This is a genomic window from Desulfobacterales bacterium, assembly GCA_034003325.1.
GTDB lineage: Bacteria > Desulfobacterota > Desulfobacteria > Desulfobacterales > JAFDDL01 > JAVEYW01.
In genome coordinates this window covers 26,773-51,571 of record JAVEYW010000014.1, presented here as the reverse complement: position 1 = coordinate 51,571, position 24,799 = coordinate 26,773, and the positions used below count along the sequence as shown (strand labels likewise).

At 51.5% G+C, this 24,799-nt stretch carries 20 protein-coding genes and 2 tRNA genes; 12 read left to right on the top strand and 10 right to left on the bottom strand.

All coding sequences use genetic code 11. The features are described from left to right. Nucleotides 1-154: 154 nt before the first annotated feature. The 3 genes from RBT11_14870 to RBT11_14860 form a co-directional block, all read right to left on the bottom strand. Nucleotides 155-319, bottom strand: coding sequence for a desulfoferrodoxin family protein (locus RBT11_14870; GenBank protein MDX9788062.1), 165 nt, complete (start codon nt 317-319; stop codon nt 155-157). Between the two features lie 85 nt (nt 320-404). Next, on the bottom strand, nt 405-1,001 hold the full coding sequence (yedF, locus tag RBT11_14865) for a sulfurtransferase-like selenium metabolism protein YedF (protein MDX9788061.1): 597 nt from the start codon (nt 999-1,001) through the stop codon (nt 405-407). A 280-nt stretch (nt 1,002-1,281) separates the two neighbouring features. Continuing rightward, nucleotides 1,282-1,482, bottom strand: a complete 201-nt coding sequence (locus RBT11_14860) for a hypothetical protein (protein MDX9788060.1) — start codon at nt 1,480-1,482, stop codon at nt 1,282-1,284. A 346-nt stretch (nt 1,483-1,828) separates the two neighbouring features. On the opposite strand from RBT11_14860, the gene RBT11_14855 reads away from it, so the two are divergent. Genes RBT11_14855 through RBT11_14845 form a run of 3 tightly spaced genes read left to right on the top strand, consistent with a single transcriptional unit; the run spans nt 1,829 to nt 4,843 of the window. Then, nucleotides 1,829-2,959 carry an acyl-CoA dehydrogenase family protein gene (locus tag RBT11_14855; protein ID MDX9788059.1) on the top strand — a complete coding sequence of 377 codons (1,131 nt, stop codon included), beginning with the start codon at nt 1,829-1,831 and terminating at the stop codon, nt 2,957-2,959. A gap of 7 nt (nt 2,960-2,966) precedes the next feature. Then, nucleotides 2,967-3,833, top strand: coding sequence for an electron transfer flavoprotein subunit beta/FixA family protein (locus RBT11_14850; protein MDX9788058.1), 867 nt, complete (start codon nt 2,967-2,969; stop codon nt 3,831-3,833). Between the two features lie 8 nt (nt 3,834-3,841). Continuing rightward, complete coding sequence (locus RBT11_14845) at nt 3,842-4,843, top strand: electron transfer flavoprotein subunit alpha/FixB family protein (protein ID MDX9788057.1); 1,002 nt, start codon at nt 3,842-3,844, stop codon at nt 4,841-4,843. 844 nt (nt 4,844-5,687) lie between these two features. Here RBT11_14845 and RBT11_14840 read toward each other — a convergent pair. The 3 genes from RBT11_14840 to RBT11_14830 are packed head-to-tail and all read right to left on the bottom strand — an operon-like array spanning nt 5,688 to nt 12,318. Then, nucleotides 5,688-8,756, bottom strand: a complete 3,069-nt coding sequence (locus RBT11_14840; protein MDX9788056.1) for an efflux RND transporter permease subunit — start codon at nt 8,754-8,756, stop codon at nt 5,688-5,690. Further along, nucleotides 8,753-9,880 (bottom strand): efflux RND transporter periplasmic adaptor subunit, encoded by a 1,128-nt coding sequence (locus RBT11_14835; protein MDX9788055.1) that lies wholly within the window; start codon nt 9,878-9,880, stop codon nt 8,753-8,755. The genes RBT11_14840 and RBT11_14835 overlap by 4 nt, the downstream gene beginning before the upstream one ends. Beyond that, nucleotides 9,877-12,318: a TolC family protein gene (locus tag RBT11_14830; protein MDX9788054.1), complete on the bottom strand. Its 2,442-nt coding sequence runs from the start codon at nt 12,316-12,318 to the stop codon at nt 9,877-9,879. The genes RBT11_14835 and RBT11_14830 overlap by 4 nt, the downstream gene beginning before the upstream one ends. A gap of 210 nt (nt 12,319-12,528) precedes the next feature. Between RBT11_14830 and RBT11_14825 the strand changes: the two genes are divergently transcribed. The 7 genes from RBT11_14825 (at nt 12,529) to RBT11_14795 (ending at nt 19,864) form a co-directional block, all read left to right on the top strand. Then, the gene (locus RBT11_14825; protein MDX9788053.1) at nt 12,529-13,119 is read left to right on the top strand and encodes a TetR/AcrR family transcriptional regulator; all 591 of its coding nucleotides are present in this window, start codon (nt 12,529-12,531) and stop codon (nt 13,117-13,119) included. Between the two features lie 12 nt (nt 13,120-13,131). Continuing rightward, the gene (locus RBT11_14820) at nt 13,132-15,258 is read left to right on the top strand and encodes a SulP family inorganic anion transporter (GenBank protein MDX9788052.1); all 2,127 of its coding nucleotides are present in this window, start codon (nt 13,132-13,134) and stop codon (nt 15,256-15,258) included. Nucleotides 15,259-15,285: 27 nt separating this feature from the next. After that, on the top strand, nt 15,286-16,500 hold the full coding sequence (locus tag RBT11_14815; GenBank protein MDX9788051.1) for a response regulator: 1,215 nt from the start codon (nt 15,286-15,288) through the stop codon (nt 16,498-16,500). A 108-nt stretch (nt 16,501-16,608) separates the two neighbouring features. Next, nucleotides 16,609-18,375: an ATP-binding protein gene (locus RBT11_14810; protein ID MDX9788050.1), complete on the top strand. Its 1,767-nt coding sequence runs from the start codon at nt 16,609-16,611 to the stop codon at nt 18,373-18,375. Then, nucleotides 18,344-18,727: a response regulator gene (locus tag RBT11_14805; GenBank protein MDX9788049.1), complete on the top strand. Its 384-nt coding sequence runs from the start codon at nt 18,344-18,346 to the stop codon at nt 18,725-18,727. The genes RBT11_14810 and RBT11_14805 overlap by 32 nt, the downstream gene beginning before the upstream one ends. Continuing rightward, nucleotides 18,724-19,383 carry a histidine kinase dimerization/phospho-acceptor domain-containing protein gene (locus tag RBT11_14800; protein ID MDX9788048.1) on the top strand — a complete coding sequence of 220 codons (660 nt, stop codon included), beginning with the start codon at nt 18,724-18,726 and terminating at the stop codon, nt 19,381-19,383. The genes RBT11_14805 and RBT11_14800 overlap by 4 nt, the downstream gene beginning before the upstream one ends. 52 nt (nt 19,384-19,435) lie before the next feature. Next, nucleotides 19,436-19,864, top strand: coding sequence for a response regulator (locus RBT11_14795; GenBank protein MDX9788047.1), 429 nt, complete (start codon nt 19,436-19,438; stop codon nt 19,862-19,864). A 58-nt stretch (nt 19,865-19,922) separates the two neighbouring features. Here RBT11_14795 and RBT11_14790 read toward each other — a convergent pair whose 3' ends face one another. Next, entirely contained in the window at nt 19,923-21,158 is a 1,236-nt protein-coding gene (locus RBT11_14790; protein ID MDX9788046.1) for a hypothetical protein, read from the bottom strand. Nucleotides 21,159-21,254: 96 nt separating this feature from the next. Then, nucleotides 21,255-22,460: an MFS transporter gene (locus RBT11_14785; protein MDX9788045.1), complete on the bottom strand. Its 1,206-nt coding sequence runs from the start codon at nt 22,458-22,460 to the stop codon at nt 21,255-21,257. 186 nt (nt 22,461-22,646) lie between these two features. Here RBT11_14785 and RBT11_14780 point away from each other — a divergent pair. After that, nucleotides 22,647-22,721 (top strand) — tRNA-Gly (locus tag RBT11_14780). An 8-nt stretch (nt 22,722-22,729) separates the two neighbouring features. Then, a tRNA-Cys gene (locus RBT11_14775) sits at nt 22,730-22,804 on the top strand. Between the two features lie 330 nt (nt 22,805-23,134). On the opposite strand, the gene RBT11_14770 is transcribed toward RBT11_14775, so the two are convergent. Continuing rightward, nucleotides 23,135-23,698 (bottom strand): hypothetical protein, encoded by a 564-nt coding sequence (locus RBT11_14770; GenBank protein MDX9788044.1) that lies wholly within the window; start codon nt 23,696-23,698, stop codon nt 23,135-23,137. A gap of 359 nt (nt 23,699-24,057) precedes the next feature. Beyond that, entirely contained in the window at nt 24,058-24,591 is a 534-nt protein-coding gene (locus tag RBT11_14765; GenBank protein ID MDX9788043.1) for a cyclic nucleotide-binding domain-containing protein, read from the bottom strand. Nucleotides 24,592-24,799: the final 208 nt, after the last annotated feature.

The window sequence follows — 24,799 nt, the reverse complement described above, 5'->3', positions numbered from 1 at the left end:
CATTTTGACGGGAAGGCGCGTTTGCCGGCATGGCAACGGGCATATACATGAAGGAATTGAAATTAAAGCATGCATATACCCGCTGAGCGTTTAGGGCAATGGAATGGTCCGGTGCTCGCCTGTGCAATTCACCCGGAATTTGACTCGCCCTCGGTTACGATTTCCAGAGTCCCTGAAGATTGCAGAATTCTCGGGCGGTAATTTGTTCGGCATCCACCATGAACCGGGCTTCCGGGGCCATCCCCGGCGCTAGGAACTGACGGTTGGCTTTGCCGTCCGCAATGATTTCGATCCACTCGATAAAATGTTTTTCTTCCATGGTATGAAATACAAGTTGTATCAGAAAGTTGTATCTATAAGTGATGCTTTTTAAGAGATGAACATCTGCCGGCCGTAACCAACTTTTAAATGGTAATGACCTTGTCGGCCAATTGCATGGCCGTGATGATATCGAGCATATTGGTTGTTTCGCCGACTTGCTTTTTTTCAAGGAGATTAAAATGGGTCAGACAGGTTCCGCAGACCAGAATCTTGAACCCTCCGTTTTCCAGGGACTTAAGATCATCGAGCACTTCTGAATCGTCGATGGCGAGCTTCACGCCGTTATTGACGAATACCAGCCGCCATAGATCAGGTCCCATTTCTTTGAGGGTTCGAAGAAAATTGACCATCAGCTTCATACCCAGCGTATCATCGCCGAAGCCCATGCGGTCCGTGGTGCACAGGATCATGATCTTTTTGATATTCGCCGATGTTTCGGCAAGGGTCACGTCATGCGTTTCCGGCGTTGAACCGCCTGAACCCATGACCCAATAGTCGGCCCCGTGTTGTTCAAGCGTTGTCCGATATCCTTGTGACTCCAGGAAGCGTTGCACATTTTGCTGGGAAGCCGCATTGTCCAAAACGACTTTCACCTGATCGGGGTTTTCCGATTGGAGCGTCGCTTTGGTTTGAAGCACGGGCCCCGGGCAGGCCAATCCCCTGGCATCGATCTCTTTCATAAACGCTCCTGTTGCGTATTCATATGGCATGGGTTCATAATATGGGTTCGGGGGCAAATAAAGGTAAAAACCATGCGAATGTCCTTTGATTTATTCCTCTCACGGGCCGAATAAGGATGTCAAATTTTAAATTTCGATAGGTATCGTTATTTTTATAGAGATTACCAATATATAGACAGCGCCATGTCGAACCGGAAGGCCGCGTAAGCCCATGACCTATCGGTCAAGTGGCGGTTGCGGGCGATGATAGTTGTCCCCGGTCATATAACTCTATCAGTTCTTAAAGTCCCAGGTTTATAAAAAGGTAATCGTCCCGCTGCAATATGTGATTCTCCAATAACGCCTGAAGAATTCCCAGCCCGAATGAGGCGCTGCGGATTCCGCCGCTGGAAAGTGCGATACCCAGAGTGGGCTTGCCATCGTCAATACCGAGCGCTTTTTTTTCTGTTGCGATTACCGCTTGGTCACTTATTGGTTTCATGTTAAACAGCTTCCGTAACGCTTGCGAAATGATAGGCGCTTTTGCGGCGTCTTGATATCTATTCTATAATTTGTGTGGATCCGATCGATGCGGGACATGAAATGCTGCGCTTATCATAAGGCACCTCCTTAAGGAAAAGCGGGCGTTCATTTCCGGGCGGCACCTTGAATGCGCTTGTGATTTATGGAAAATTTTTTTATTAAAAAATCAGTAATTTGTCAAGAAAAGAAGAGAAATTCGAGGAGAAAAAGAGCGCATAGAACTTGCTTTTACGTGAAAGCTGAGATAGCGTCTTTCGAAATTTTACCGGTAACATCGGGGTGTTGGTTTGGATTTTAATCCATGCATGAAACATAAACTGGTACGAAAAACCGTCCGGTCCTTTGCGGAAACCGAACTGGGGCCTATTGCGGCCGAAATCGACCGGGATGCGATCTTTCCCAGGGACGTGGTCGAAAAAATGCGGCCTCTCAATTTTTTCGGGCTTCAAATTCCCCGGGAATACGGTGGCGCACAGTTGGACAGCATCAGCTATGCCATTGTCGTTGAAGAAATCTCGCGGGTCTGTGCGGCAATGGGCCTGTGCATTACGGTGCACAACAGTGTGGGGGCTTACCCGATCGTGAAGTTTGGCACGGCGGCGCAAAAACGCCGGTTTCTCCCAGCGATGGCCAGCGGCGAACGAATCGGCGCCTTTTGCCTCACCGAAGCCAATGCCGGATCCGATGCCGGAGCGGTGGAAACCCAAGCGGTCAAGGAAAACGGCAAATGGGTGATTAACGGCACGAAGATTTTTGTCACCAACGGCGGGGTTTGCGGAACGGCCCTGATCTTTGCCGCCGGTGTCACGAAAGATTCAAAAAAATCTACCAATGTGTTTGTTGTGGAAAAAGAGACGCCCGGTTTTTCGGTGGGTGAACGGGAGGACCTCTGCGGCATGCGGGCCAATCCGGTTTCGTCCCTGTTTCTTGAAAACTGCCGCCTGCCCGACAGCCACCTGCTCGGGCAACCCGGAGACGGTCTGAAAATCGGTCTCGTGACCCTGGATACCGGCCGCATCGGCATTGCCGCTCAAGCATTGGGGATCGCTCAGGCGGCCTATGACGCCGCCCTGAATTATGCCAAGGAGCGCCAGCAATTTCAAAAACCGATCGCCTCGTTTCAGATGGTTCAAAGTTATCTTGCGGAAATGGCGACCGAGATCGATGCGGCACGCCTCTTGTTGTACCGCGCATGCGCTTATAAGGACAACGGCCGGCCCTTTAGCGGGGAAGCCGCCATGGCGAAACTCTTCTGCAGCACGGTCGCCGGCAAGGTGACCGGACTGGCCGTACAGATTCACGGCGGCTACGGTTACAGCAAGGAATACGATGTGGAGCGGTACTTCAGGGACGCAAAGGTCACTGAAATATATGAAGGTACCAATGAAATTCAGCGCATGGTGATCGCCCGCGCGCAATTGAGTCAGTTGAAATGAGGATCGCGTGAAACTGGTCGTTTGCATCAAACAGGTTCCCATGGTTTCCGAGCTGCCCTGGGATTCAAAAACCCGAACACTCAAGCGGCATCTGGCTGAAGGAATGATGAATCCGGCCTGCCGTCACGCGCTGGAAGCGGCCCTGCAACTCAAACGAAACGATACCGAGATCACGGTGTTGACGATGGGGCCGCCCATGGCGGAAGAGATTCTGCGCGAAGCCATTGCCCTGGGCGCAGACCGGGGGCTTCTGATGACCGATCCGCGCCTGGCCGGCGCCGATACCTTTGCCACCTCCCGCGCGCTGGCCCTGGCGATTCGAAAATACTGCCAGGATTTCGACCTGGTCCTTTGCGGCTGCCAGACCAGTGACAGCGAAACCGCCCAGGTCGGTCCTCAATTGGCGGAAGAACTTGATGTTCCCGGTGTGGCGTATATTGAAGCGCTATCGATTGACCGGAGCCTGTTAACGGTCAGGCGGGTCTGCGACAATTTCCTGGAGGAACTCGAGATGGATCTGCCGGCCCTGGTGACGGTTTCCACCCGGCAGTTTTACCCCCGATATGTGCATATGGCGGGAATTGAGGATGCCTTCAACCGGGCGGATATTTTTAAAATAACAGCCGATGATCTTGGGCTTTCCCCTGAGCAAACCGGCATCAACAGTTCCCCGACTCGAATTCTGACCGTTTTTTCGCCCACCGCGGAAAAAAAGAATATTCTGCTGAAAGGCACCCCGAAAAAAATCGTCGATCAATTTCTGGATGCCTTCGATGACAAGATCACCAGCGCTATCGGCAAGGATTTGATCACCCGCGACCATCTTTCGGCCCTAAAAGACGCTGAGAGCGGCGCGGGCAATTCGGAAGGATAAGAGCACGCATGATATCGGGCCAGCGAAGCATATGGGTATTCGGCGATTACCGGAACTACTTTCAGAACCGGGTCACACTGCAACTGCTGGCAAGGGCCAACGAACTGGCTGAAAGGATCGGCGCCGATGTGTGCGCCGTGGTGTTCGGTTCAAATACGGCGGAATACGTGGGCGAATACATCGCGCATGGTGCGCATCAGGTCTATGTGATCGAAGATTCGCGGTTGGACCGGTATCATGTTGAAACCTTTGTGCATCTGCTTGAGCGTCTGGCCCGCATTCATCAACCCGAGATGCTTCTGGTGGGGGCGACCGATTTCGGACGGGAATTTGCCCCCCGGTTGGCAAAACGACTGGGAACCGGACTGACGGCCGACTGCATCGGATTGGATATCGATGAAGAGGGACGGTTGGTCCAGTCCGCGCCCTCTTTTGGCGGAAACCTGGTGGCCCGTATCGTTACCCCGGAACAAAGGCCTCAAATGGCGACCGTGCGGCCGGGTGTTTTCAGTGAACGGCCCCATGATTATGATTGCACCGGAAGGGTATTCAACGAGCGCTATCCGGAGGATTTGCCCCAACCGAGAATCCGGGTAAAAGGGTACGAACGGATCACTGAATCGGAAAAGAGCCTGGAAGAGAGCGCTGTGGTGGTTTGCGGCGGCCGGGGAATGGGATCTAAGAAAAAATTTAAGAAACTCTATGAGTTGGCAAAAATGATGAACGGAGAAGTCGGCGCTACCCGCCCTGTGGTGTATGCGGACTGGGCGGGCCATGACGCCCTGGTCGGCCAGGCCGGCCGCCAGATCAAGCCAAAACTCCTGCTCTCGTTCGGGATCAGCGGCGCCATTCAGCATACGGCAGCCATCACCCATGCCGACTTTATCGTCGCCGTCAATAAAAACCCCGAGGCGACCATGATGAAAATGGCCGATGTGGCCATGGTGGCGGATGCCGGTCAACTCTGCACCGCATTGATGAAAGAACTGAAAAAACGGCTTCGCTCCTGATCCGGTAACAGCCGAAGGCTGGGCCGCCGGGCGGCTGGGCGGCCAACGACCTTCACCTAATCCGGCAAAGCCGGATGCTGGAATGCTGGAACGCTGGGATGCATAAAAGCCATCTTGCACCTTCCTCGAACAACCACACAAAAGCGTGCATGTTTCTGGTAAAGGGCCTATTAGACCCTTTTTCAGATTTCCGAGCTTCCCAGCTTCCCAGCCTCCCAGCTTCCCAGCCTCCGGCTTTGCCGGGTCAGGCCTGTTTCTGATAAACCCGGTGGTACATACCCTTCGTAACCCGTGGTGCGCCAATGGAAATCAACGCGTGTGGTTTATCCCTACATATCTGTAATTCGTCTTATATTCAGATGGTTCTCGTTGAAATGAGCGCGACTTGCGATTCTGTTTGGGTGGCTTTCAAACTATCCCATATGGTTACGGGTAGATAGCGTTTTGTATAGGCTTTTTTATCAACAACATACTGATAAAACATATAATATTATAAAATTATTTTTTTGTGTTTGACATTTGTGATCAAGGGTATTTAACCTAAATTAAACAGGGATCAAAATGCCACTCAACTTCAATATCAATGAAAAACCATGTGAAGGTACCAACCTCCAAAGGTTATGATGAATGAGGGAAGTTGGAAGTGGCGTTTTTGAAAGCTTCTCGGGTGCGAGTGCATCTTTTCGGCTGCGTTTGGCGGCCGGAAAAAACTGCATTCCGGGAAGCTGAGCAAATTCGGCTGGGTCGGCAACGAGTCCGTTGGTGGGCTCAAAGCCGGCTAAGCCTTCGCAGGCAGGGCTTCTCCTTGGCCCTGCCTTTTTTATGTTGCGGTATCGCCCATCCGTTAACTTTCCCCGATTATTCCCCGCCATTGGTAGTCCTTAAATCCGGCGCGGTAGAGGTATGCATAGAGCACCGGGCATAGGGCGAGGGTGAGCACGGTGGCAAAGGCCAGGCCGAAGATGAGTACGTTTGCCAGCGGCGCCCAAAGCGTGCCGCCCTGAACCGAGAGCGGAATGAGGCCGATGATGGTGGTGCCCGTGGTCATGAGAATGGGGCGCAAGCGCTTTTGGGCTGAGAGCAAAATGGCATCCTGCGTCGATTTTCCCGCTGCGGTTTCGATTTCGATCTGATCGATCATCATGATGGCGTTGTTCACCAGAATGCCGAAGAGACTCACCACGCCCAAAATGGCCATGAATCCGAACGGTGAGTCTGTCACAAGCAGCCCGATCGTGATGCCGATGAACATGGGAAACACGGTCAACACGATGATGATCGCGGGCCTTAAGGCATTAAACTGAGTAATCAGAAGAATCGCCATGAGACCGAACGCGAGGGGGATGCCGCTGATGAGCGAATTCTGCGCATCCCCGCTTTCTTCGGCCTCGCCGCCATAGGCCAGAAAATAGCCCGCCGGCAGCAGACCGTTTGACTGAAGCGTTTTAATTTGCGCTTGCACCTCGGAGAGGACTTCACTCGTAAATCGGCCGGCGACGTCCACTTTTACCGTCATGCAGCGGGTCTGGTTTCTGCGGCGAATGTTACTGGGCTCCCATTCCGGGTGTGCATCCGCCACTTGCAACAGGGGCACGCTGCGGCCGTCCTGAAATGAGTAAACATTTAAGCCGTCGATTTTCCCGATGTCCTTTCGATAGGCGTCCTTTGAGCGAAGAACGATGGGAATAATTTCCTTTCCCTCGCGATAGTCGGTGGCGGTGAGCCCGGAGAGCTGCATTTGAAGGGACAAGGCAATATCCCGGCTGCTGAAACCGGCGCGTTTGGCGTGCTCCTGGCGCACATCCACTTCCAGTTTGGTGCGCCATTCTCCCCAGTCGTCACGGATGTTGGTGGTGCCGGGAATCGTTGAAAGGGCGCTGACTACCTGATCCCGAATGGCATAAAGGGATTGAATGTCATCGCCTAAAAGCCGAATCTGAATGGGTGCGCCCACAATAGGGCCGTTCTCAAGCTTTACCACACTATGGCGGGCATCCGGAAAATTCTCGTCCAGGTAACGGGCCGCATCCGCCACCAGTCGGTCCATTCCCGCAATGCTTTTCGTATTGACCACGATCTGGGCATAATTGGCGCCCCGATCCTCCAGATAAAGAGACAGGTACCATCGGGGCCCGGCAATGCCCACAAAGGATCCGACGGAAAGCACTTCCTCATCCGACAGAAGAAACCGCTCCAATCGCGCCAGACGCCGGACCGTGGTTTCAATATCGCTGCCGTAGGGCTGATGGAAATCCACGACAAACATTTCCCGATCGTTGGGCGGGAAGAAAATTTTGGGCACGAATTTCATGCCCCATAGGGCCGTCAGGGTGGCGGCCACCACCAGCAGCAGAAAAAGAGGCCTTAATTTCAGGCAGAGCAGCAGTGAGCCGCGATAGAGCCGGTAAAACCGGGTTTCAAAATTTTGGCGTTGCAGCTTGGGTTTGAGGAAATGGTAGCAAAAAAGCGGCGTCATGGTCAGGGAGAGGAGCCAGGAGGCCATGAGGGTGAGGGTGACCACGATAAAGAGAGATCCGCAGTATTCACCCACATCGGATTGCGCGATATAGATCGGAAAAAAGGCCAGAATCGTGGTCAGTGAGGCCGAAAGAAGCGGTTTCCAGAGTGTTTTGACCGCGGCTTCCGCTGCCGCGAGGCGGCTCTCTCCCGCGGCAATGCGAACCAGCATGTTTTCGCTGACAACGACGCCGTTGTCCACCAGCATGCCCAGAGAGATGATGAGAGAGGCGATGGACATTTTCTGAAGTTCCACGCCGAATAACGGCATCAGCGCGATGCAGGCCATCATGGCGAGTGGCACCAGCGAGCCCACGATAAGGCCGGTCCGAAGGCCTGTAAACAACATGACGACGGCCACCACAAAGACAAATGCCTCCAGCAAATTCACCATGAACTCGTTGATGGAGCGACCGACGAAGCGCGGCTGCCAGGAAAGAACATGAAAATCCAGACCCACCGGCAATTCGGCCTGAATTTCGGCGATGCGCTGTTGAACCGCTTCGCCCATGGTCATCACGTTTTTACCATCCGCCATGCTCACCGCGATATAGACGGCCGGCTCTCCATTGAATCGGGCTAACGCTGTCGGCGGGTCCACGAACCCGCGGTGAATGTCTGCAATATCTGCTAACGCAATGGATTCGGCACGGCCCGGAATCTGAAGCGCGGCTTGGCGCAACTGATCGAGCGATTTAAATTCGCCGGTGGCTGAAATGATGACGCGTTCGGTTCCCACGACAGCCGAGCCGCCCGGCTGAATGGCGTTCTGACTGTTGAGCGCCTGGGCCAAAAGAGCCGGGCTGAAGCCGTATTCAGCCAGCTGTGCGTTGGAAAAGTCCACGAAAATTCGCTCATCTTGAATGCCATAGCGCTCGACCTTGCCCACGGTGTCGAGCCTGAGTAGTTGGTTTCGAACGTAGTCGGAGGCGTCTTTTATTTCGCGATACGAGTATCCGTCTCCGGTTAAGGCCAGCACGATGCCGAAGACATCGCCAAACTCATCATTTACAACCGGTGTCAGCACCCCTTCCGGAAGAGCGGAAACGGCATCGGTTACCTTGTTGCGAAGCTTTTGCCAGATTTCCGGAACATTTCTATATTTATCCTGAATATCCACCATGATGATGGACAGATCGGCAAGAGACTGGGAGCGGACATCTTTGATTTCGCTCATTTCCCGAATTTTTTCTTCCAGCTTGTCGGTCACCAGCGCCTCGACCTTTCCGGGGGAGGCCCCGGGAAATATGGTTGTGACCATAGCGGTCCGAACCGTGAATTCCGGGTTTTCCTTTCTGGAGATGGTGGCGTAGGTGTAGATGCCCTCCAATAACAGAATCGCCAGGATAACCATCACCGTGACGTTGTTTTGAATGGACCATCTACCAAGATTCATTGGACGACTCCTTGCGTGTTCACGGCCCCTGTGTCCGATAATAGGGATACTTTCATACCTTCCGTGAGACGGTGGACGCCCCGGATCGCGATAATATCCCCGGACGATAAACCCGTGACGACCTGAATTCCGGATCGAGTCAGCTTGCCCACGGATATCTCCCGCCGGGTGACATCCGATGTTTTTTCTCGATAAATCCAGACATAGCGTTTTCCCGGCGGCAGGCTCAGCACCGCTTCCAGCGGGATGGTCAGAAACGGCTTCGCGGTTTTAAACGTGAAGGTACTCTCCCCGACCATGCCCGGCCGAAGCCGCTCATCCCCGTTTTGAATTTGAAGCCGAACCGGATAGACGGCAGCATTGGTGGCTTGAATGCCCACCTCGATGACCACGGCATCAAAAACGTTTCCGGCAAAGGCGTCAAAGACGATTTGGGCCGTATCGCCGACGTGCAGCATGGCGATAAGGGATTCGGGAATTCCCACGGCCATCTCCAGCTTCCCCGCGGCCGAGAGCAGCGCGATGGGTTGCCCCGCTGCGACGGTTTGATGCGCTTCTACGGGGACCATCGAGATGATGCCAGCCAACGGCGCCAAGAGTTTCGTGTATTCAAGCTGACGGGCAGCCAGGTTGACGGTTTCTTCGGCAGCGGTCACCTGCGCCCGGCTTGAGTGAAAAAAGGCAAGCGCGCGATCCATTTGGCTTCTGGAAATATCTTCTGCTTCATAAAGTTGCCGGTCCCGGTCGTATTCGGCACGGGCTTGCGTCAGCTGGGCCAGGGCCTGGGCCAGGCGCGCGCGGGCTTGATTGAGGGAAAGGGTGTAATCCGTTGAATCCAAAAGGGCGATCAAGTCTCCCTTGCGAACCTTCATACCGATTACAACCGGCAGAGAATCTATTTTTCCCGAAACGCGAAAACTCAATTGGGTGTCCGAGGCGGCGGCCGTAATGCCGGAAAAGGAGCGCGGCATGTCGATATTCGCTTCCCCCACCGTAAGGGTGCGGATCGGGCGAATTACCGGGGCCAAGGGTGCCGGTTTTTGTGCCTCGCAGGCGCTGATGAAAGGCATCAGCACCAGGGGCAGGAAAAATATGGCGATGCGAGTCATGCTGAAAACGCTCATTTTAAGTCTCCCTGACGCACTTCGGTGAATGGCTCGGGTGAGGAAGCATTTTTGCTCATAAAAGCGGAAAGCCGGTTGAGCAACGCCTCCTTTTCCGGCCCACTTTTTTCAAACTCGAACCATGCGATGGCGCGCTGGTAAGCTACCAAATCCGTAAGATACCGATAAACTGCGAGCGCTGAGGCTTGTTCCAGCAGCAAGTGGTGATTCTGGGCGCTGATGAGATCGGTGATGCCGAGCTTGCCCTGAGCGTAAAGATGTTGAACCCGTTCCAGGTTTTTTGCGGCTTGCCCAGCTGCTTTTCGATTAAGAAAGATATTCGGCCAGGATTGTGAAAGGTTGAACACGGCGGTTCGGGCACGCTGTTCCAGAAGACGGCAGGTGCGCTGCCTGATATGATGGATTCGGTTCAGCATGGCGCCGGCGCGCTGAATGTCGGCCGATTTGGCACCGCCTTCATACAATGGCAGGGTCAGGTTCAAAGAAAGGCTCCATTCATGATCGTCTTGGGAGGGAAGGCCGGGTAACTCAAAACCGATGTCGAAATTCGCCCCTTTTCCCGATTTGTCCAAATTGTAGGTATAACCCGCAGCGGCCGACACGGTGGGAACGAAATACCGGCGTTGCTGTTGGGCCAATTCCAGATTCAGGGCCAGGCGTTCTTTTTCGATCTGCGCCAGCTCCGGCGCGTTTTCAAGGGCCGTCTGCGTGGAGAATTGGGCAAGTTGGGTGATTCCGGCCATGTTCTTCACCACGCGGTGAAAGCGGTTTCCCAGAAAATAAGATTGGTCCTCGCCGATGTCGATGTCCTGCGGCTGCCAGCGCAGCGCCTGGTCTTTTCCCATACTCTGGTTCAGGGCCTCAAAGGCGATTTCAACGGTTTGCCGGGCACTGATCACAGCGCTTTGGCGCATGGCCGCTTCAGCTTCCCATCGAAAGAGTTCCTCGGGCCCGGCGGTTCCCACCTGACGGCGCACTTGTGCCAGCCGTAGATGTTTCTGCGTTACTGCAAGGTTGTCGGTTTCGATGCGCAGTAGGGCCATGGCGGATAGACATTGCAGAAATCGTTTGCCGGCGGCCTCGCTTTGATCCAGCTTTACCGATTCGAAATTCCATGTGGTGGCCTCGCGCCGCAGCCCGGCGGCTTTAAACCCGGTGATAATATCGTCGCTATAAATCATCTGCTGAAGGCCGGCGCCAAGGGTGGTCAGTTGCTCAGGGGCATTGCCCAAGGCGCTTGCGGCGCGGTCCGAATCTATTTGCCGGTACTGAACCGAATTGTAAATATGGGGGAAAAGGCCGCTTTTGGCAAGTTTGTGCACCGCATCGGCGCCCGCCACCTGATCGGCCGCGATCGCGACCTCGGGATTTTCTGTGGCCGCCATGCGCATGGCCTCTTCCAGGCTGAGCGCCGTTTGGGAGATTGCCTTTTGCTCGCCCACCCATTCCACCTGATCCACCAGCGTAGCGATGTTCGCCTCAAATCCGATGGTGTTTGCCGTTTCGATATTGAGAAACAGGTGCATGGGGAGCGCCATGTTGACAGTTAAGTGGCCGACCGGTTCTCCCAGTAAAATTTGGTGCATGTTCAGCGCGGTGCGGCGTTGAATCCTGTTTTCAACGGGTGGGAGCCTACCGGCCATCACGCCCTTTTCTACCATCGGCCGGCCGAGAATGGAAAACGAAGGAATTTTCAATCGGTTGATGCCGTCGATGAGGGTTTGCGTTTCCTCCGGCGATAACCGGGGAAATAGGGTGAGAAGAACAGCGTCTGCGTTTGAAAGCGCCGCTAAAACGGGCTCGGCCAAGTCGTCCACCGGCACCACCGTCACCTGAATATTTTTTTCCCGTTCAATGCGGGCGATATACGCCGCCACATGTTTGGATGCGGAGAATATCCGGCGGTCCATCAGTACTTGAAGGGTTGAGAACCCAACCAGCCGTTGAAACGAATCAATGTCTTCTTCCACGGTGTTGGGAAACGAGATAAACGAAAGGTTTGCTTTTGGTGAATGCCCCGCGTCATTTCCCTTCAGGCCCGCCAATTCGCTTTCCGGCCCAACGCCTGCCACCACGGGCTTATTTAACATCAATGCGCTGTCGGCCGCGGCTTCGCTAACCAGAATACCGGCGGCATAGACCAGATCCACAGACGGATCGGACAGGGCGCGTAGCAATGCCAGCCGAATTTGATCCGGTTGCCATTGGGCGTTAAAACCGGCGATTCCCTTAAAGCGAAGATTGAAACTAGGCGATGCGAGGCTTTTCAGTTCCCGAACAACCCCTTTGATCCGTTGGTCAAGGAAGAAGGATGGGCCGTCTTTGATAATGGCGATCGTAACGTCCCTGGCAGCGTATACATTGGGAGTGATCCAGGCGAACAGGTAGACCGACACCGATAGAATAAAAACGAGGAGCTGAAGTCTGATCCGGGTCATTTTTAGCATCGATCCCTTCGCTTTCAACGGCGGCATACGGAACAGCGAGCGAAAACAGGAATGCCGCTATTGTGTCCGAGTTTGGCCGAGATTTCAACTTGTAATTGAAACTTGTAATTGAAACCAATAAATACGACTTGACATTGCCGTTTTGTTGTCATAAGAAAAAAACTGACTGAGCACTCAGAATAGTTTCTTGATGGAGAAGGTATGGGAAGCAAAAAACAGGCATTGCTGGAAGCCGCTACCGTTTTGTTTGCTACGAAGGGGTTCAGGGATACTTCAATGGCTGAACTGGCCAAATTAACGGGTACGGCCGGCGGAACGGTGTTTTACCATTATAAAACCAAGGAAGACCTGTACCTGGCGGTTCTTGAAAACGTAAAAGAGTTGCTGGTTGAGGAGTTTGATACCTATTTCAGAGAAAAAGCCTTTCCATCCGGACTGGACATGATGGAAGGGGTCATCGGGTTTTATCTGTACCAGGCGGGAATCCATGAGTTTCGGTTTCGCCTGCTGCATCGGCACCATCCTTACGATTTGGCACAGGTCAATCCCGTTTGCAGGCAAATGCTGGAGGAAATTTATAATTGTCTTACGGATATTTTTGAACGGGCGATTGTTATCGGGAAACAGGACGGTTCCATTGTCGATTCGGCCAACAGAAAAACGGCGCTGATCATTTTCAGCATGGTGGACGGCGTGGTCCGGCTCAATACCTATAACCTTTATCATGCGGCGACCTTAATTAACGAATTGATCGCCGCCACGCGCAGAATGCTCACAAGCCATCCAGTTTAGGAGTAATTCATTATGATTCAACGTATTTTCCCTTTTATCAGCTGGTTTAAAGACTATAACCTACCCTCCTTTCGCGTTGACGCACTGTCCGGCTTGACCGTCGCTTTGGTACTGATTCCCCAGTCCATGGCATACGCACAGCTGGCCGGTCTTCCCGCCTACTATGGCCTTTATGCGGCTTTTCTGCCGCCGATGCTGGCGGCCCTGTTCGGCTCCAGCCGGCAGCTTGCCACCGGTCCCGTGGCGGTGGTGTCCCTGATGACATCCGCATCGCTCGCGCCCCTGGCCACGGCCGGCAGCGATGCCTTTATTGCCTATGCAATTTTGCTGGCCTTGATGGTGGGAGGCTTTCAGTTTTTGCTGGGTGTGCTTCGGTTGGGATTGGTTGTTAATTTTTTAAGTCATCCCGTGGTGAACGGATTTACCAATGCTGCCGCCATCATCATCGCCTCCTCTCAGTTGTCCAAAATGTTCGGAGTGTCCGTCGACAGCGCAACGCACCACTATGAGACAATTCTAAGGGTTGTCGAAAGTGCGTTTCATTTTACCCACTGGCCTACCTTTGCCATGGGAGCGTTGGCGTTCGGCATCATGTATGGGTTGAAACGTATTTCGCCTAAAATTCCGAACGTACTGGTGGCTGTTGTCGTTACGACGGTGATTTCCTGGGCGACCGGTTTTCAACATGATGCCGCCGTGACCATTTCCGATATTGATTCCCCGGAGGTGCTGTCACTCATCGAGCGATTTAACGCGGCGGAAAAGAGTATTCCTGATTTGGCCAAAGCCCGTGCGGCCAATACGGAAAAGATGGACGAGGCACAGCAAAATCATAACGCGATGGCGATTCTTCAGATCGAGCATGAAGCAAAGGTGATCGGCCTGAAGATGGAAACATTAAAAATGGAGTCGCATGTCTGCAGAGAGGCGTTGCGGAACTTTCTGTTTGCCGGCGTGACAACGGAGGGGGGTGGTTTGCGACTGGTTCCGAATAAAGAGCTTCCCGCAGGCGCGCAAAGTGACGGCCGAATTTGGCGCTTGAAAGTGAGCAACAAGCCGCTTGATCTTCAGTCTATAAGGGTATCCGGCGGCGGCGAGGTGGTGGGAAGCATTCCCAAAGGACTTCCCTCGTTGAGTATTCCAAAAATCGATCTTAAGGTGGTGGGCAGATTGTTTCCCTATGCCGCCATTATTTCTCTTCTTGGCTTTATGGAGGCCATTTCGATTGCAAAAGCCATGGCCGGGAAAACCGGTCAGCGCCTCGATCCGAACCAGGAGCTGATCGGGCAGGGCATTGCCAACATGCTCGGGGCCATCGGGAAAAGCTACCCGACATCCGGCTCCTTTTCCCGGTCCGCCGTCAATATTCAGGCGGGTGCGGTCTCGGGGCTTTCCAGCGTATTTACCAGTATGGCGGTCGTTATCGTATTGCTGTTTTTTACGCCGCTGTTGTATCATCTGCCCCAATCCGTTCTGGCGGCCGTTATCATGATGGCGGTGATCGGTCTTATCAATGTTTCCGGCTTTGTGCATGCCTGGAAAGCCCAGTGGTATGACGGTGCGATCTCGATTGTCTCTTTTCTCTGCACACTGGCTTTTGCCCCGCATCTGGACAAGGGGATCATGGTGGGGGTTGCGCTTTCCATTCTGGTTTTTTTGTATAAGAGCATGCGGCCCAAGGTGGCCTCCCTGGCCAGAACTGCGGATGAGGCGCTTCGCTGTGCCATTACCCATGGGCTTATGGAATGCATGTATATCGCCATGGTTCGATTCGACGGTCCGCTGATTTTCGCCAACGCGAGCTATCTTGAAGACCAGATCATGGACTTCATGATGAAGAAAAGGCAGCTAAGGCATATCATTATTGTCTCCAACGGGATAAATGATATTGACGCTTCCGGTGAAGAAACACTATCATTGCTGATTGATCGGGTACGTAGTGCCGGCATTGACATTTCTTTTTCCGGTGTGAACGAATCGATGATGGCGGTGCTGGTTCGAACCCATCTCAAGGAAAAAATCGGAGAGGATCATATTTTCCCGACCATGGAAAAGGCGATTGCCTGCATTCATGAGGAAACGCATAAAGATTCAACCGAGGAATGTTGTCCGCTTCGAACGGTTCAGCAGATTGCCTGATCACATTTAGGAATAAAGGGGTTTACCATGTCGAATATTACAATTTTCAACGGAATATTTTGCAATGAAGCAGCGGTTATTGAACAACTCGCGCTTGCGACCAACTATAAGATATATACGGATCAGGATCTGGTTACCCGGGCCAAAGGCATTGCGGGCCTATCCGAAGCCAAACTCTTTCGGGCGTTTTCGACTCAAGCGTCCATATTTAATAATTTCACGCATGAAAAAGAACGCGCGATTGCCGGTTTAAAACTGGCGATGGCGGAGCTGATTTCAGAAGATAATCTGCTCCTTCACGGTTTTTGCGCCCAGTTGATTCCCCGCACCGTCAGCCATGTGCTGAGGATTTGTTTAATCGCGGATGTGGCGTACCGGGAAGCGCAGGGGCTTGCAAGCCGGCAAAGTTCCTCGCAGGAAGTGCTTAAGCTGATTCATCGGCAAGATGAGGAATGTGCCGCCTGGGTTCGTACCCTTTACGAACAAGATGACCCGTGGAAGGCGGATTTATATGATATTGTCATTCCCATGAACCGCACGAGCATAGCGGCGGCCGTCAAGTTGATCACGGACAACCTCGCCAAGGAAGTACTCAAAACCGATGCGCAATCCCGAAAAGCAGTGGCTGATTTTCTCCTGGCCGCAAGAACGGAAGTGGCCCTTGGAAAAGAGGGGCATAGTGTTGAAGTGACCGCAGAGAGCGGTGTGGTGACGCTTACGATCAACAAGCATGTGCTGCTGCTCAGCCGGCTGGAAGAGGAACTCAAGGAGATTGCCGGTAAGGTCGATGGGGTGACCTCGGTGGTCACGAAAGTGGGTAAAGGGTACCATCAGGCGGATATCTATCGAAAATTTGATTTTGAGGCCCCGTCCAGAGTCCTGCTGGTGGATGATGAGCGGGAATTCGTTCAAACGCTTTCCGAGCGCTTGATTATGCGCGATGTCAGTTCCGCCGTGGCGTATGATGGAGAGTCCGCGCTTTGCATGATCGATGAGGATGAACCTGATGTCATGATTCTTGATTTGAAAATGCCGGGTATCGACGGGATTGAGGTGTTAAAGCGGGTAAAAAGCACCCGGCCCGGGTTGGAGGTCATCATTCTTACCGGCCATGGCTCGGAAGTAGACCGGGAAACATGCATGAAGCTCGGGGCCTTTGCCTATCTGCAAAAACCCGTTGATATCGATTTATTGAGCAAAACCCTGAAAGAGGCCAACGAGAAAATCAGAAAGTGCCGGTAGTCTCTTTTATCGACATATTCACGTAACCGAAGCGCGTCAACTAGGGGTGCGCCGCCAGAACCTTCAACCGATGCCATTTCGTGGCTGCGGACGGTAGATTGCCGACACATGGAACTCATTGTGGCATTAATCGACAAGATGAAACCGAAATTCTGGGATTACCTGGATTCGGGAACGCAAGCGAGCCGTCATCTGTTTAATTTCAGACGGTTGTGGTTTCAGGCGATTCTCTGGGTCTGCCCGGTCGCCATGTTACCGCTCATCATTCTTGCGCTGGTCGACTACAAGGTTACGCAGCAATCCATTGAATCCGAGATACTGCTGCGCACAACACGCCTGGTGTCCAATACTCGCCGGACCATCTCGTTTTTTCTGATCGAGAGAAAAGCGGCCATAGATTTCATTCTGAGGGATAACGCCTTTGCGGCTCTCAACTCTCCGGACCGGTTGTTTGTCATACTGGAAGATTTGAAAACCAGTTTTGGCGGGTTTGTCGATCTGGGGGTGATCGATGCTGCCGGTAGGCAACAAACCTATGTAGGGCCCTATAACCTGGTCGGCAAGGATTATAGCGGACAAGAATGGTTTCAGGAGGTTCGGGACCGCGGGGTTTACATCAGCGATGTATTTAAGGGGTATCGCAACGAGCCTCACATGGTGATAGCGGTCAAATCGTCTTTGGGGCAAGGGGACTTCTTCGTATTGCGGGCAACGTTGGATATTGAACGTTTTAATCACTTGTTGAGCGAGTTGGAGTTGACCGGAGAAGGTGACGCCTTTATCATCAACTATGAGGGGGTGCTTCAGACGCCGTCACGGTTTAGTGGGGGCGTTCTGGATAAGTTTCAATTACCGGTGCCCGAATACAATGAAAAATCGACCGTGCGGGAAGGTGTCGGCGCCAATGGTGATCCGTTGATTTTCGGCTATGCGTATATTGAAGAAACGCCGTTTATTTTGATGATCATCAAAAAGAAAGACGATTTGATGGCGCCGTGGTATGTGACCCGCAGGGAATTGATCGGATTTTTGGGCATCAGCCTCACCTTGATCGTGATAGTGATTTTGAGTGTCGCGACCTATCTCGTCAACCGTATTTTCATGGCGGATCAAAGGCGGGTCATGGCGCTGCACCATGTGGAATATGCCAACAAGATGGCCTCGGTCGGCCGTTTGGCTGCGGGCGTGGCCCATGAAATCAATAATCCACTGGCTATTATTAACGAAAAAGCAGGATTGATCAAGGACTTACTTCTACCCAACACGGATTTGCCGGTTCAGCCCAAATTGATCGGGCTGATCAATTCTGTGATTTCTTCGGTGGATCGGTGCGCCGCCATTACGCACCGGTTACTGAATTTTGCCCGGCATGTGGACGTTACCGTTCAACCGGTTCGTCTGGAAGCATTGATCAGGGAAGTGCTGGGCTTTTTGGGAAAGGAAGCCGAATATCGATCCATCGAAATAAATATCTCCGCTTCGGAAAAAGTGCCTGAAATCATTAGCGACCGGGGCAAGCTTCAACAGATTTTCCTTAATTTATTCAACAATGCCTTTGCCGCCATGAGTGACGGCGGCCGGCTGGACATCGGTATCAGCAGTTTAGAGAATCGCGTGCTCATAGAGGTCGCAGATAATGGCTGCGGCATTTCGGCATCGGATTTGAAACGAATTTTTGAGCCCTTTTTTTCAACCAAAACCAGACAGGGTGGCACCGGTTTGGGCCTAAGCATTACTTACGGGCTGGTGCATGAGCTCGGCGGCGGCATTTCGGTGACAAGCCGGGAAGGGGTGGGAACGAAATTTATCATTGCACTGCCCATTAAGTTAGAGGAGAAAGGGAATGCGACCCATACGAGTACTCTTGGTGGATGATGAGATGGAATTGGTTTCCACGCTGGCTGAGCGGCTGAGCCTTAGGGGGATGGAAGCGCAGTGGATGACCAGTGCGGTTGATACCATGAACCGGATGGACATCTGTAGTTTTGATATCGCTGTTCTGGATGTGAAACTCCCCAAGATGAGCGGGATCGAACTAAAGAAGAAGCTTCAGGAAAAGTGCCCCGAGATGAAATTCATTTTTTTAACCGGTCATGGATCGGGTGCGGATTTCGCGGCGGGTGCGGCGGCCGCCGGCGATATGTTTTACCTGGTAAAACCGGTTCGCATCGACACCCTTATTGAAAAAATAAATCAGGCGCTTCATTTGCGAGGAGCATTGGAATGAATAATTCTTTGAATATTGCAGGAGATGCGGGGTTGAGATTTTTTGGAAGGATTTCAGCTTCTATTTCTCATGAACTTAGAAACGCCCTTTCCATCATCAATGAAAGCGCCGGGTTATTAGAGGATTTGACCTTCATGGCGCAAAAAGGCACCCCTATCGATTCGACCCGGCTTCAGACGACCGCTAAAAGGATTCAACAGCAGGTGGGACGGGCGGATGAAATCATTAAAAATATGAATAACTTCAGTCACAGTATCGATCGTCCCTTAAGCACGGTGGATGTTTATGAGCTTTTGGCGCATTTGACGGTACTGACTCGGCGGCTCACGGACATGAAAGGCGTTCAGGTGCTCTGCGAATCCGCAACCGCTCCGATCATGGTGACGACCGCTCCCTTTTTTTTACAGACATTGCTGTGGCATCTGATAGATTTTGCCGTCAGTGTTCTGGGTGACAGCAAGGCCGTGATGCTTTCCGTGACAAAGGATCAACAGAATGTTACGATATACCTTAAGCAGTTGAATGCGTTGATTCCGGAGCAAGTCAAAGGCTTTCCCGGTGATGCGGAAACTGCTCTGACTGGCAAACTGGGCGCTGAGGTAACCATGGCCCCGGGGTGTATTCGGCTTAAATTGCCGCAGGGTTCTGCCTACTGATATGCGGTGCCCTTTGAACAACGCTTAATTGTTTAGCTAAAGGAGTCTTTCTATGAAAGAAAAAATTCTTCTGGTGGATGATGAAAAGGATTTTTTGGACATTATGAGTGAACGGATGAGCGCCAGAGACATGGAGGTTACAACCGCCTCATCTGCGCTGGATGCCATTAAGCTGATTGAAAACCAATCTTATGACGCCGTCGTGCTGGACTTGATGATGCCGGAGATGGACGGCTTACAGGCGCTGAAAGCCATTAAGGAAAAAAGGCCGGAACTTCAGATTATTTTGCTGACCGGGCACGCCACGGTGGAAAAAGGCATCGAAGCCATGAAACTCGGCGCCATGGACTTGGTACAGAAACCGGCCGACTTGAAGGTGTTGACCGAAAAAATCAAGAAAGCACAGGCGCAGCGGATGATTATCGTTGAAAAGAAGGCCGAGGAAAAAATTCAGCAGATTATCACCTCGAAAGGCTGGTAAGGGCGAGTGAGGCGCGTTTTCTGCAAATAAGTACCGGAAACGCGCCCCCGGTAATCTGTTAATGACGGGAAACCATGGGTTTTTCTTCCGCATCGATTTCAATCGCGATGGTATCTCCGGTTTTAAATCCCAGCCTTCGAAAGTCTTTAACAATTTGTTCATGCCGGCCGCACTGCCAGAAAACGTTCCACAAGGGGTTCCGAACCGTGTTGATGCCGTAAGCTTCATGACTGCACAGATTGACGCGAATCCTGTCCTTGGACAGGAGCGTATCCGATTCCGCCAGAAACATGTCGCAGTTATAAAGGTTTTGATAGAGCGCTGCGGAAAGTTGCTTTTGCAATGTCGGCATTTCCTCAAGATAATGATTTGCCACGTGATACAATTCTTCAGGAACATGCTCCGCCAGATCCAGTACGGCAAACCGTTGGTTCGACAGGGCAAAGGCCTCCATTTCTTCTTCTTGGCCGCGAATGATCGCCAGAATGTCTGCCAGATTGGGCGAGGCGGCGGCTTTCCCTGAAAGCATTTCCTCGCAGATATTGATAATATTCATGTACATGGAGCGATTATCCATCACAAAGACCGGCCGTTCCCGGAAGTTTCGCTGCTTTCGAATGCGGCGAATGCCATCAAGCTTGATGGTTCGTTCGCTTTCCCGTAACTCCAGAATCTCGATGTTTGAAATATCCTTTGCCTGAACCACATGGATTTCATTGTCTTTTGAAATGATATATTCGATTTCGCATCGAAATCCGAGATGGGCCTGGATTTTTTTGGAAACATCCAGCAGACGTCGATCATGGGGGGTTTTGGTTATGAACGGGTCGCTTTGAACCTTTTGAATACGATCTCGGCAATAACCGAATTCCCAGTGCTTTCCAATGAGTTTGGCCATCACGCTGGACCCGTCTATAAACGGCATGACGATAATGCCCATTTCATCCGGATCAATGTCGGGCGCATGGTTGAATTTTTTCTGTCTGAGAATGGAAAGCCTTCGGTTGGAGTCGGCATTTTTAATCATTCGGTTTCTGGCGTAGAGAATACCGCTTAAATCCGCATAGGTTTCGAGGGAATCAAAGGTGCCGCCTTTATAAAATTCTTCCTGTACGTGCGCGCTTCTGGCAATGACCTTAAAGCTCTCCTTGTGGTGATTCAGAAAAGATTCCAGGGCCGCCAGCCGGTTGTTTTTGAAGTCTTCAGCGGGGATATAAATGAAATCCGGTACGTTAAATCCACCGTCTTTGAGCTGCTGCAATAAACGGGCTTTTTCCGGAAGTTTGGGTTCCATGTGCGCTCCAATCATAGGTATAGATAACGTTTACGCCATTGAGTATCATTTTTGTAAATTTGTTAATAGTGTTCAACTATCGAAAGCAGGCAAGCATTATGGTTTTCCGATAGCCGGCGATCGAATAAAAAAGATCGTCAACAACATGCCGGCCGATGTCAGCAAAAAGCCGATATCAAATCCGATCCATTCAACCACGCCGCCCATACAGGCCGAACTTATCATGAGACTTAAAAAAATGCAGGTGTTATAGCAGCCCATGGCCAGGCTGCGGTGACCGGTTGGCGCCGACTCGGCGATCAACGCGCCGATGGCCGTAAACGCGCAGGCCACCCCGACTCCGAGTACAAGAGCGGAAAGCAAAAAGGGGACAAATTGCGTGCTAAGCCCGAATCCCGCCATGGACAGTGCAATAATAAAGCTCCCCCATGCGACCAGACTGATTCGATCTGAAACACTATCCGAGATCCTTCCCAGCGGAATGCGGGACACCGCGTTGATCACGCCTTGTGCGAGAAATACCCAGCCAATTTGTTCAATCTGAAGATGCCTGTTTTGGGCGAACAGGGGGAAAAAAGTTGTAAACATTCCCAACCCAAAGCAGTTGATAACGGTCGCCAGAAACCCGATCATCAACCTGCGATTGCGATACAGTTCGCTAAGACCGGAAAGTCCACTGGAAGAGACCCGGCTGAGGGGTGGCGGGCTATTTGGAATTGATAAAAAAGACCACAAGCAACTGAAAAAAATTGCAATTCCCATGACCATAAAGGTGCAGCTGAACCCGATGCGCCGGACGAGCAGGGCGCCGATGGCAGGCCCCAGTCCCGCCCCTACATTTTGAGCAGTGGTGAACCAGCCATAAGATCGACCCAGGTGAGAGAGAGGGGAAATATCCGCCACAAGGGCCATCATGGTGGGGAGATACGCAGCCAGGCCTAACCCCAGACCAGCATAAATTGCTGCAAATTGTATGACATTATGGGCGATGCAAAGCGAAAAGGCGCTGATGGAAAGCACGATAAGGCCGGTGCAAGCCATGGCCTTTTTCCCGAAGGAATCGGAAAAAAATGCAAGCGGCAAGGACATCACACAGGCAATCAGGTAGTAGACGGCATTGATAAACCCTATCTGGGCCGTGGAGATTCCCATTGAGGCCGCATGCACAGGAACCAGCGGCAGGCGCATGTTTACGGCGATATAGCACAAAAAACCGATCATGCTGAAAATAATCAGTTTTTTGATATAGTTGGCGTCGGGGGAAAGCGGCATGTTCGTCGTGTCGATCGGGCTTGGGCTCATGTGTAGTCACTATCGAAAGATGTTCGGCATTAAATGCCAAGGGTTTGGTGTCCATTTTGACCCCCATGAGCCGTTTTAACATGATTTTATAAATTGTCCAGAGTCCACTTGAATCGACGTCTCATTTCATATTTTTTCTGTTGACAAGCGGGGTGGAAATCGGTTAGGAATGCACTTCTTGACTGAGCGGGAATAACTCAGTGGTAGAGTGCGACCTTGCCAAGGTCGAAGTCGCGGGTTCAAATCCCGTTTCCCGCTCCATTTTTTTTGGCGGCATAGCCAAGTGGTAAGGCAGCGGTCTGCAAAACCGCTATTCTCCAGTTCAAATCTGGATGCCGCCTCCATAGACAATAAGGGGTTAATTGATGCATCAGTTAACCCCTTCGTGTTTTAGACGTCAAATTGACCCACTGCCGGCTTTATCCCGAAACGAGCATGGAAGTTCATGCGGGCTGCTGTCTGGGATCGATTGAAATGACCGCTCCGGGAGCCCCGCCCGGCTCATGTACTGGAAAAAGTCGGAAATAACCGAAGTAGTGATTTTATAGTCCGCACTCAACCCGGTTAATGCCTGATGATGATAACGTAACTATTAAAGGGGTGGCAACCGGAAGGAGCCGTCACTTCCGGTTGCAAGAAATGTAAATAGATTTGGCAGGATATTTAATCAAGATTTACTCTTTATTCTTCCTTCCGTCTATTTTCCCCTCATTAAAAAACAGCGCCTCATCACAGAGACTATAATCGACCAGGCCATTCATTGTTTCAATCGCGACTGTAAGGCAACCTTCCAATGGAGCAGGGGCTTCCATTGGTACGTCCGGAATCAAATCTTCGGTAAAAAAATGCAATACCAAATCCATCACACCATCGTGGTTTACATCTTCAATAGAGTAACGCACAAACTCTGCATCGACCCCGAGTGCCGCCACAGCAAAGGTTGCGCTGCCAACATTCACAAAATCAACCAGATTTGCTTCAAGAATAGCTATAGCAATCATTCCATTTGACCATAGATTGACTGCAGGTGGGTCCTCCGCGGCCACCCAGATTGGCGCTTCGCCTTCATTGAGTACCAATTGATCGTCCACAATGATATAATTGCCATTATCATCCAGAGCACAATTGGTGCACACATAGTCAGGTTTAATGTCCAGTGCTGGTTCTGCGAAACCGGAACTAACCGTCAGCATAACAAATACCATCGCAACGAAAACACATGCATTTCTCTTTCCCATAGCATCCTCCCGATAATAGTTTCTGGTTTGTTGAAAAACTGATTCCCTTTGTAATTGTCCTGCCGTTTTCAAAGGGATACAAAAAGGATACCAAGCTTGACTATCGCGTCATTTTTTTTCGATATGATATTGTATCATCCCAATAATATTGCATATTACCTAAATATGATTTTTTGACTTTGGCAACAGTCATCCCAACCTTTATCTCTCTGTCATCAGATAGTGTCTATTTATACTAGCAGTGTGCACAAAAAAATACACTTGTCTTTATCCAACGGTTAAACGCTAGAGATAGGCTGTTTTCAGTGCTCGAAGGCGGCATCAGGCAGGCGATCCCGCCGCAGCGGGAACAATCGTTGCTAAATACTCGAGACTTCAAACGCTTCGCCCCAGGCCTCAATCAGCCTGGCGGTCCGCGTGCTTAGCCTTTTTGAAACAATTTCATACAATCGCCCTATTAATCGATAGCCCGATAGCGCATCGTTTTCAAACCAGGCGTTGAGCGAATTTACGGGGAGTTGAAAAATCCGCCCTCCCTGCGTGCAACGCGCTGAGGTCGTCCACTTGCCGTTTCGTATGAATGCGGACCACCCGAAAACTTCACCCGGACCGATGGAGTCCACCTCAATCTCTCTTTCCAGCTCTTGGGTTTTGGTCACGATCGCTTTTTCATACTCAATGCGGTTCGAAAATTTTTTTTCTTTAAAAGTCAGCGTTAGTGCGACATCGCCTTCAATCACACCATAAAGACTGTCGGCAGTTTCATTCATCCTGAAAATGACATCTGAAGGGTTCATTTGCATGATTTTTCCTTCGGTGGCAACCTCAGCCAGCCGATCAGGAGGGAAATCTGAAAAAATGGGAAAACTTGATAACAGGGTCGCATTCAGCATACCCACCTCCACACTTCGATGTTAATGAATGAAAAAAGGGTTGCATTACGGTTTTAACACGAAGGCGCCCGCTTAAAAGATGACTGGGCATCTTTGCAACCAGGGTTACCGGGCTGAATAAGCTGCGTTGTTTCAGGGTGATATCTGGCTTTTAGAGATGGATAAGTAAAGGAACGTGTTTGTATTATTGCCCTTGGTACGAAGAATA

Coding starts and splice junctions, on each gene's coding strand:
- RBT11_14820 (MDX9788052.1), top strand. CDS start 13,132: ATGATTCAACGTATTTTCCCTTTTATCAGCTGGTTTAAAGACTATAAC.
- RBT11_14825 (MDX9788053.1), top strand. CDS start 12,529: ATGGGAAGCAAAAAACAGGCATTGCTGGAAGCCGCTACCGTTTTGTTT.
- RBT11_14805 (MDX9788049.1), top strand. CDS start 18,344: ATGCGACCCATACGAGTACTCTTGGTGGATGATGAGATGGAATTGGTT.
- RBT11_14765 (MDX9788043.1), bottom strand. CDS start 24,591: ATGCTGAATGCGACCCTGTTATCAAGTTTTCCCATTTTTTCAGATTTC.
- yedF (MDX9788061.1), bottom strand. CDS start 1,001: ATGAAAGAGATCGATGCCAGGGGATTGGCCTGCCCGGGGCCCGTGCTT.
- RBT11_14860 (MDX9788060.1), bottom strand. CDS start 1,482: ATGAAACCAATAAGTGACCAAGCGGTAATCGCAACAGAAAAAAAAGCG.
- RBT11_14800 (MDX9788048.1), top strand. CDS start 18,724: ATGAATAATTCTTTGAATATTGCAGGAGATGCGGGGTTGAGATTTTTT.
- RBT11_14810 (MDX9788050.1), top strand. CDS start 16,609: ATGGAACTCATTGTGGCATTAATCGACAAGATGAAACCGAAATTCTGG.
- RBT11_14855 (MDX9788059.1), top strand. CDS start 1,829: ATGAAACATAAACTGGTACGAAAAACCGTCCGGTCCTTTGCGGAAACC.
- RBT11_14835 (MDX9788055.1), bottom strand. CDS start 9,880: ATGAGCGTTTTCAGCATGACTCGCATCGCCATATTTTTCCTGCCCCTG.
- RBT11_14790 (MDX9788046.1), bottom strand. CDS start 21,158: ATGGAACCCAAACTTCCGGAAAAAGCCCGTTTATTGCAGCAGCTCAAA.
- RBT11_14870 (MDX9788062.1), bottom strand. CDS start 319: ATGGAAGAAAAACATTTTATCGAGTGGATCGAAATCATTGCGGACGGC.
- RBT11_14795 (MDX9788047.1), top strand. CDS start 19,436: ATGAAAGAAAAAATTCTTCTGGTGGATGATGAAAAGGATTTTTTGGAC.
- RBT11_14845 (MDX9788057.1), top strand. CDS start 3,842: ATGATATCGGGCCAGCGAAGCATATGGGTATTCGGCGATTACCGGAAC.
- RBT11_14830 (MDX9788054.1), bottom strand. CDS start 12,318: ATGACCCGGATCAGACTTCAGCTCCTCGTTTTTATTCTATCGGTGTCG.
- RBT11_14815 (MDX9788051.1), top strand. CDS start 15,286: ATGTCGAATATTACAATTTTCAACGGAATATTTTGCAATGAAGCAGCG.
- RBT11_14785 (MDX9788045.1), bottom strand. CDS start 22,460: ATGAGCCCAAGCCCGATCGACACGACGAACATGCCGCTTTCCCCCGAC.
- RBT11_14840 (MDX9788056.1), bottom strand. CDS start 8,756: ATGAATCTTGGTAGATGGTCCATTCAAAACAACGTCACGGTGATGGTT.
- RBT11_14770 (MDX9788044.1), bottom strand. CDS start 23,698: ATGGGAAAGAGAAATGCATGTGTTTTCGTTGCGATGGTATTTGTTATG.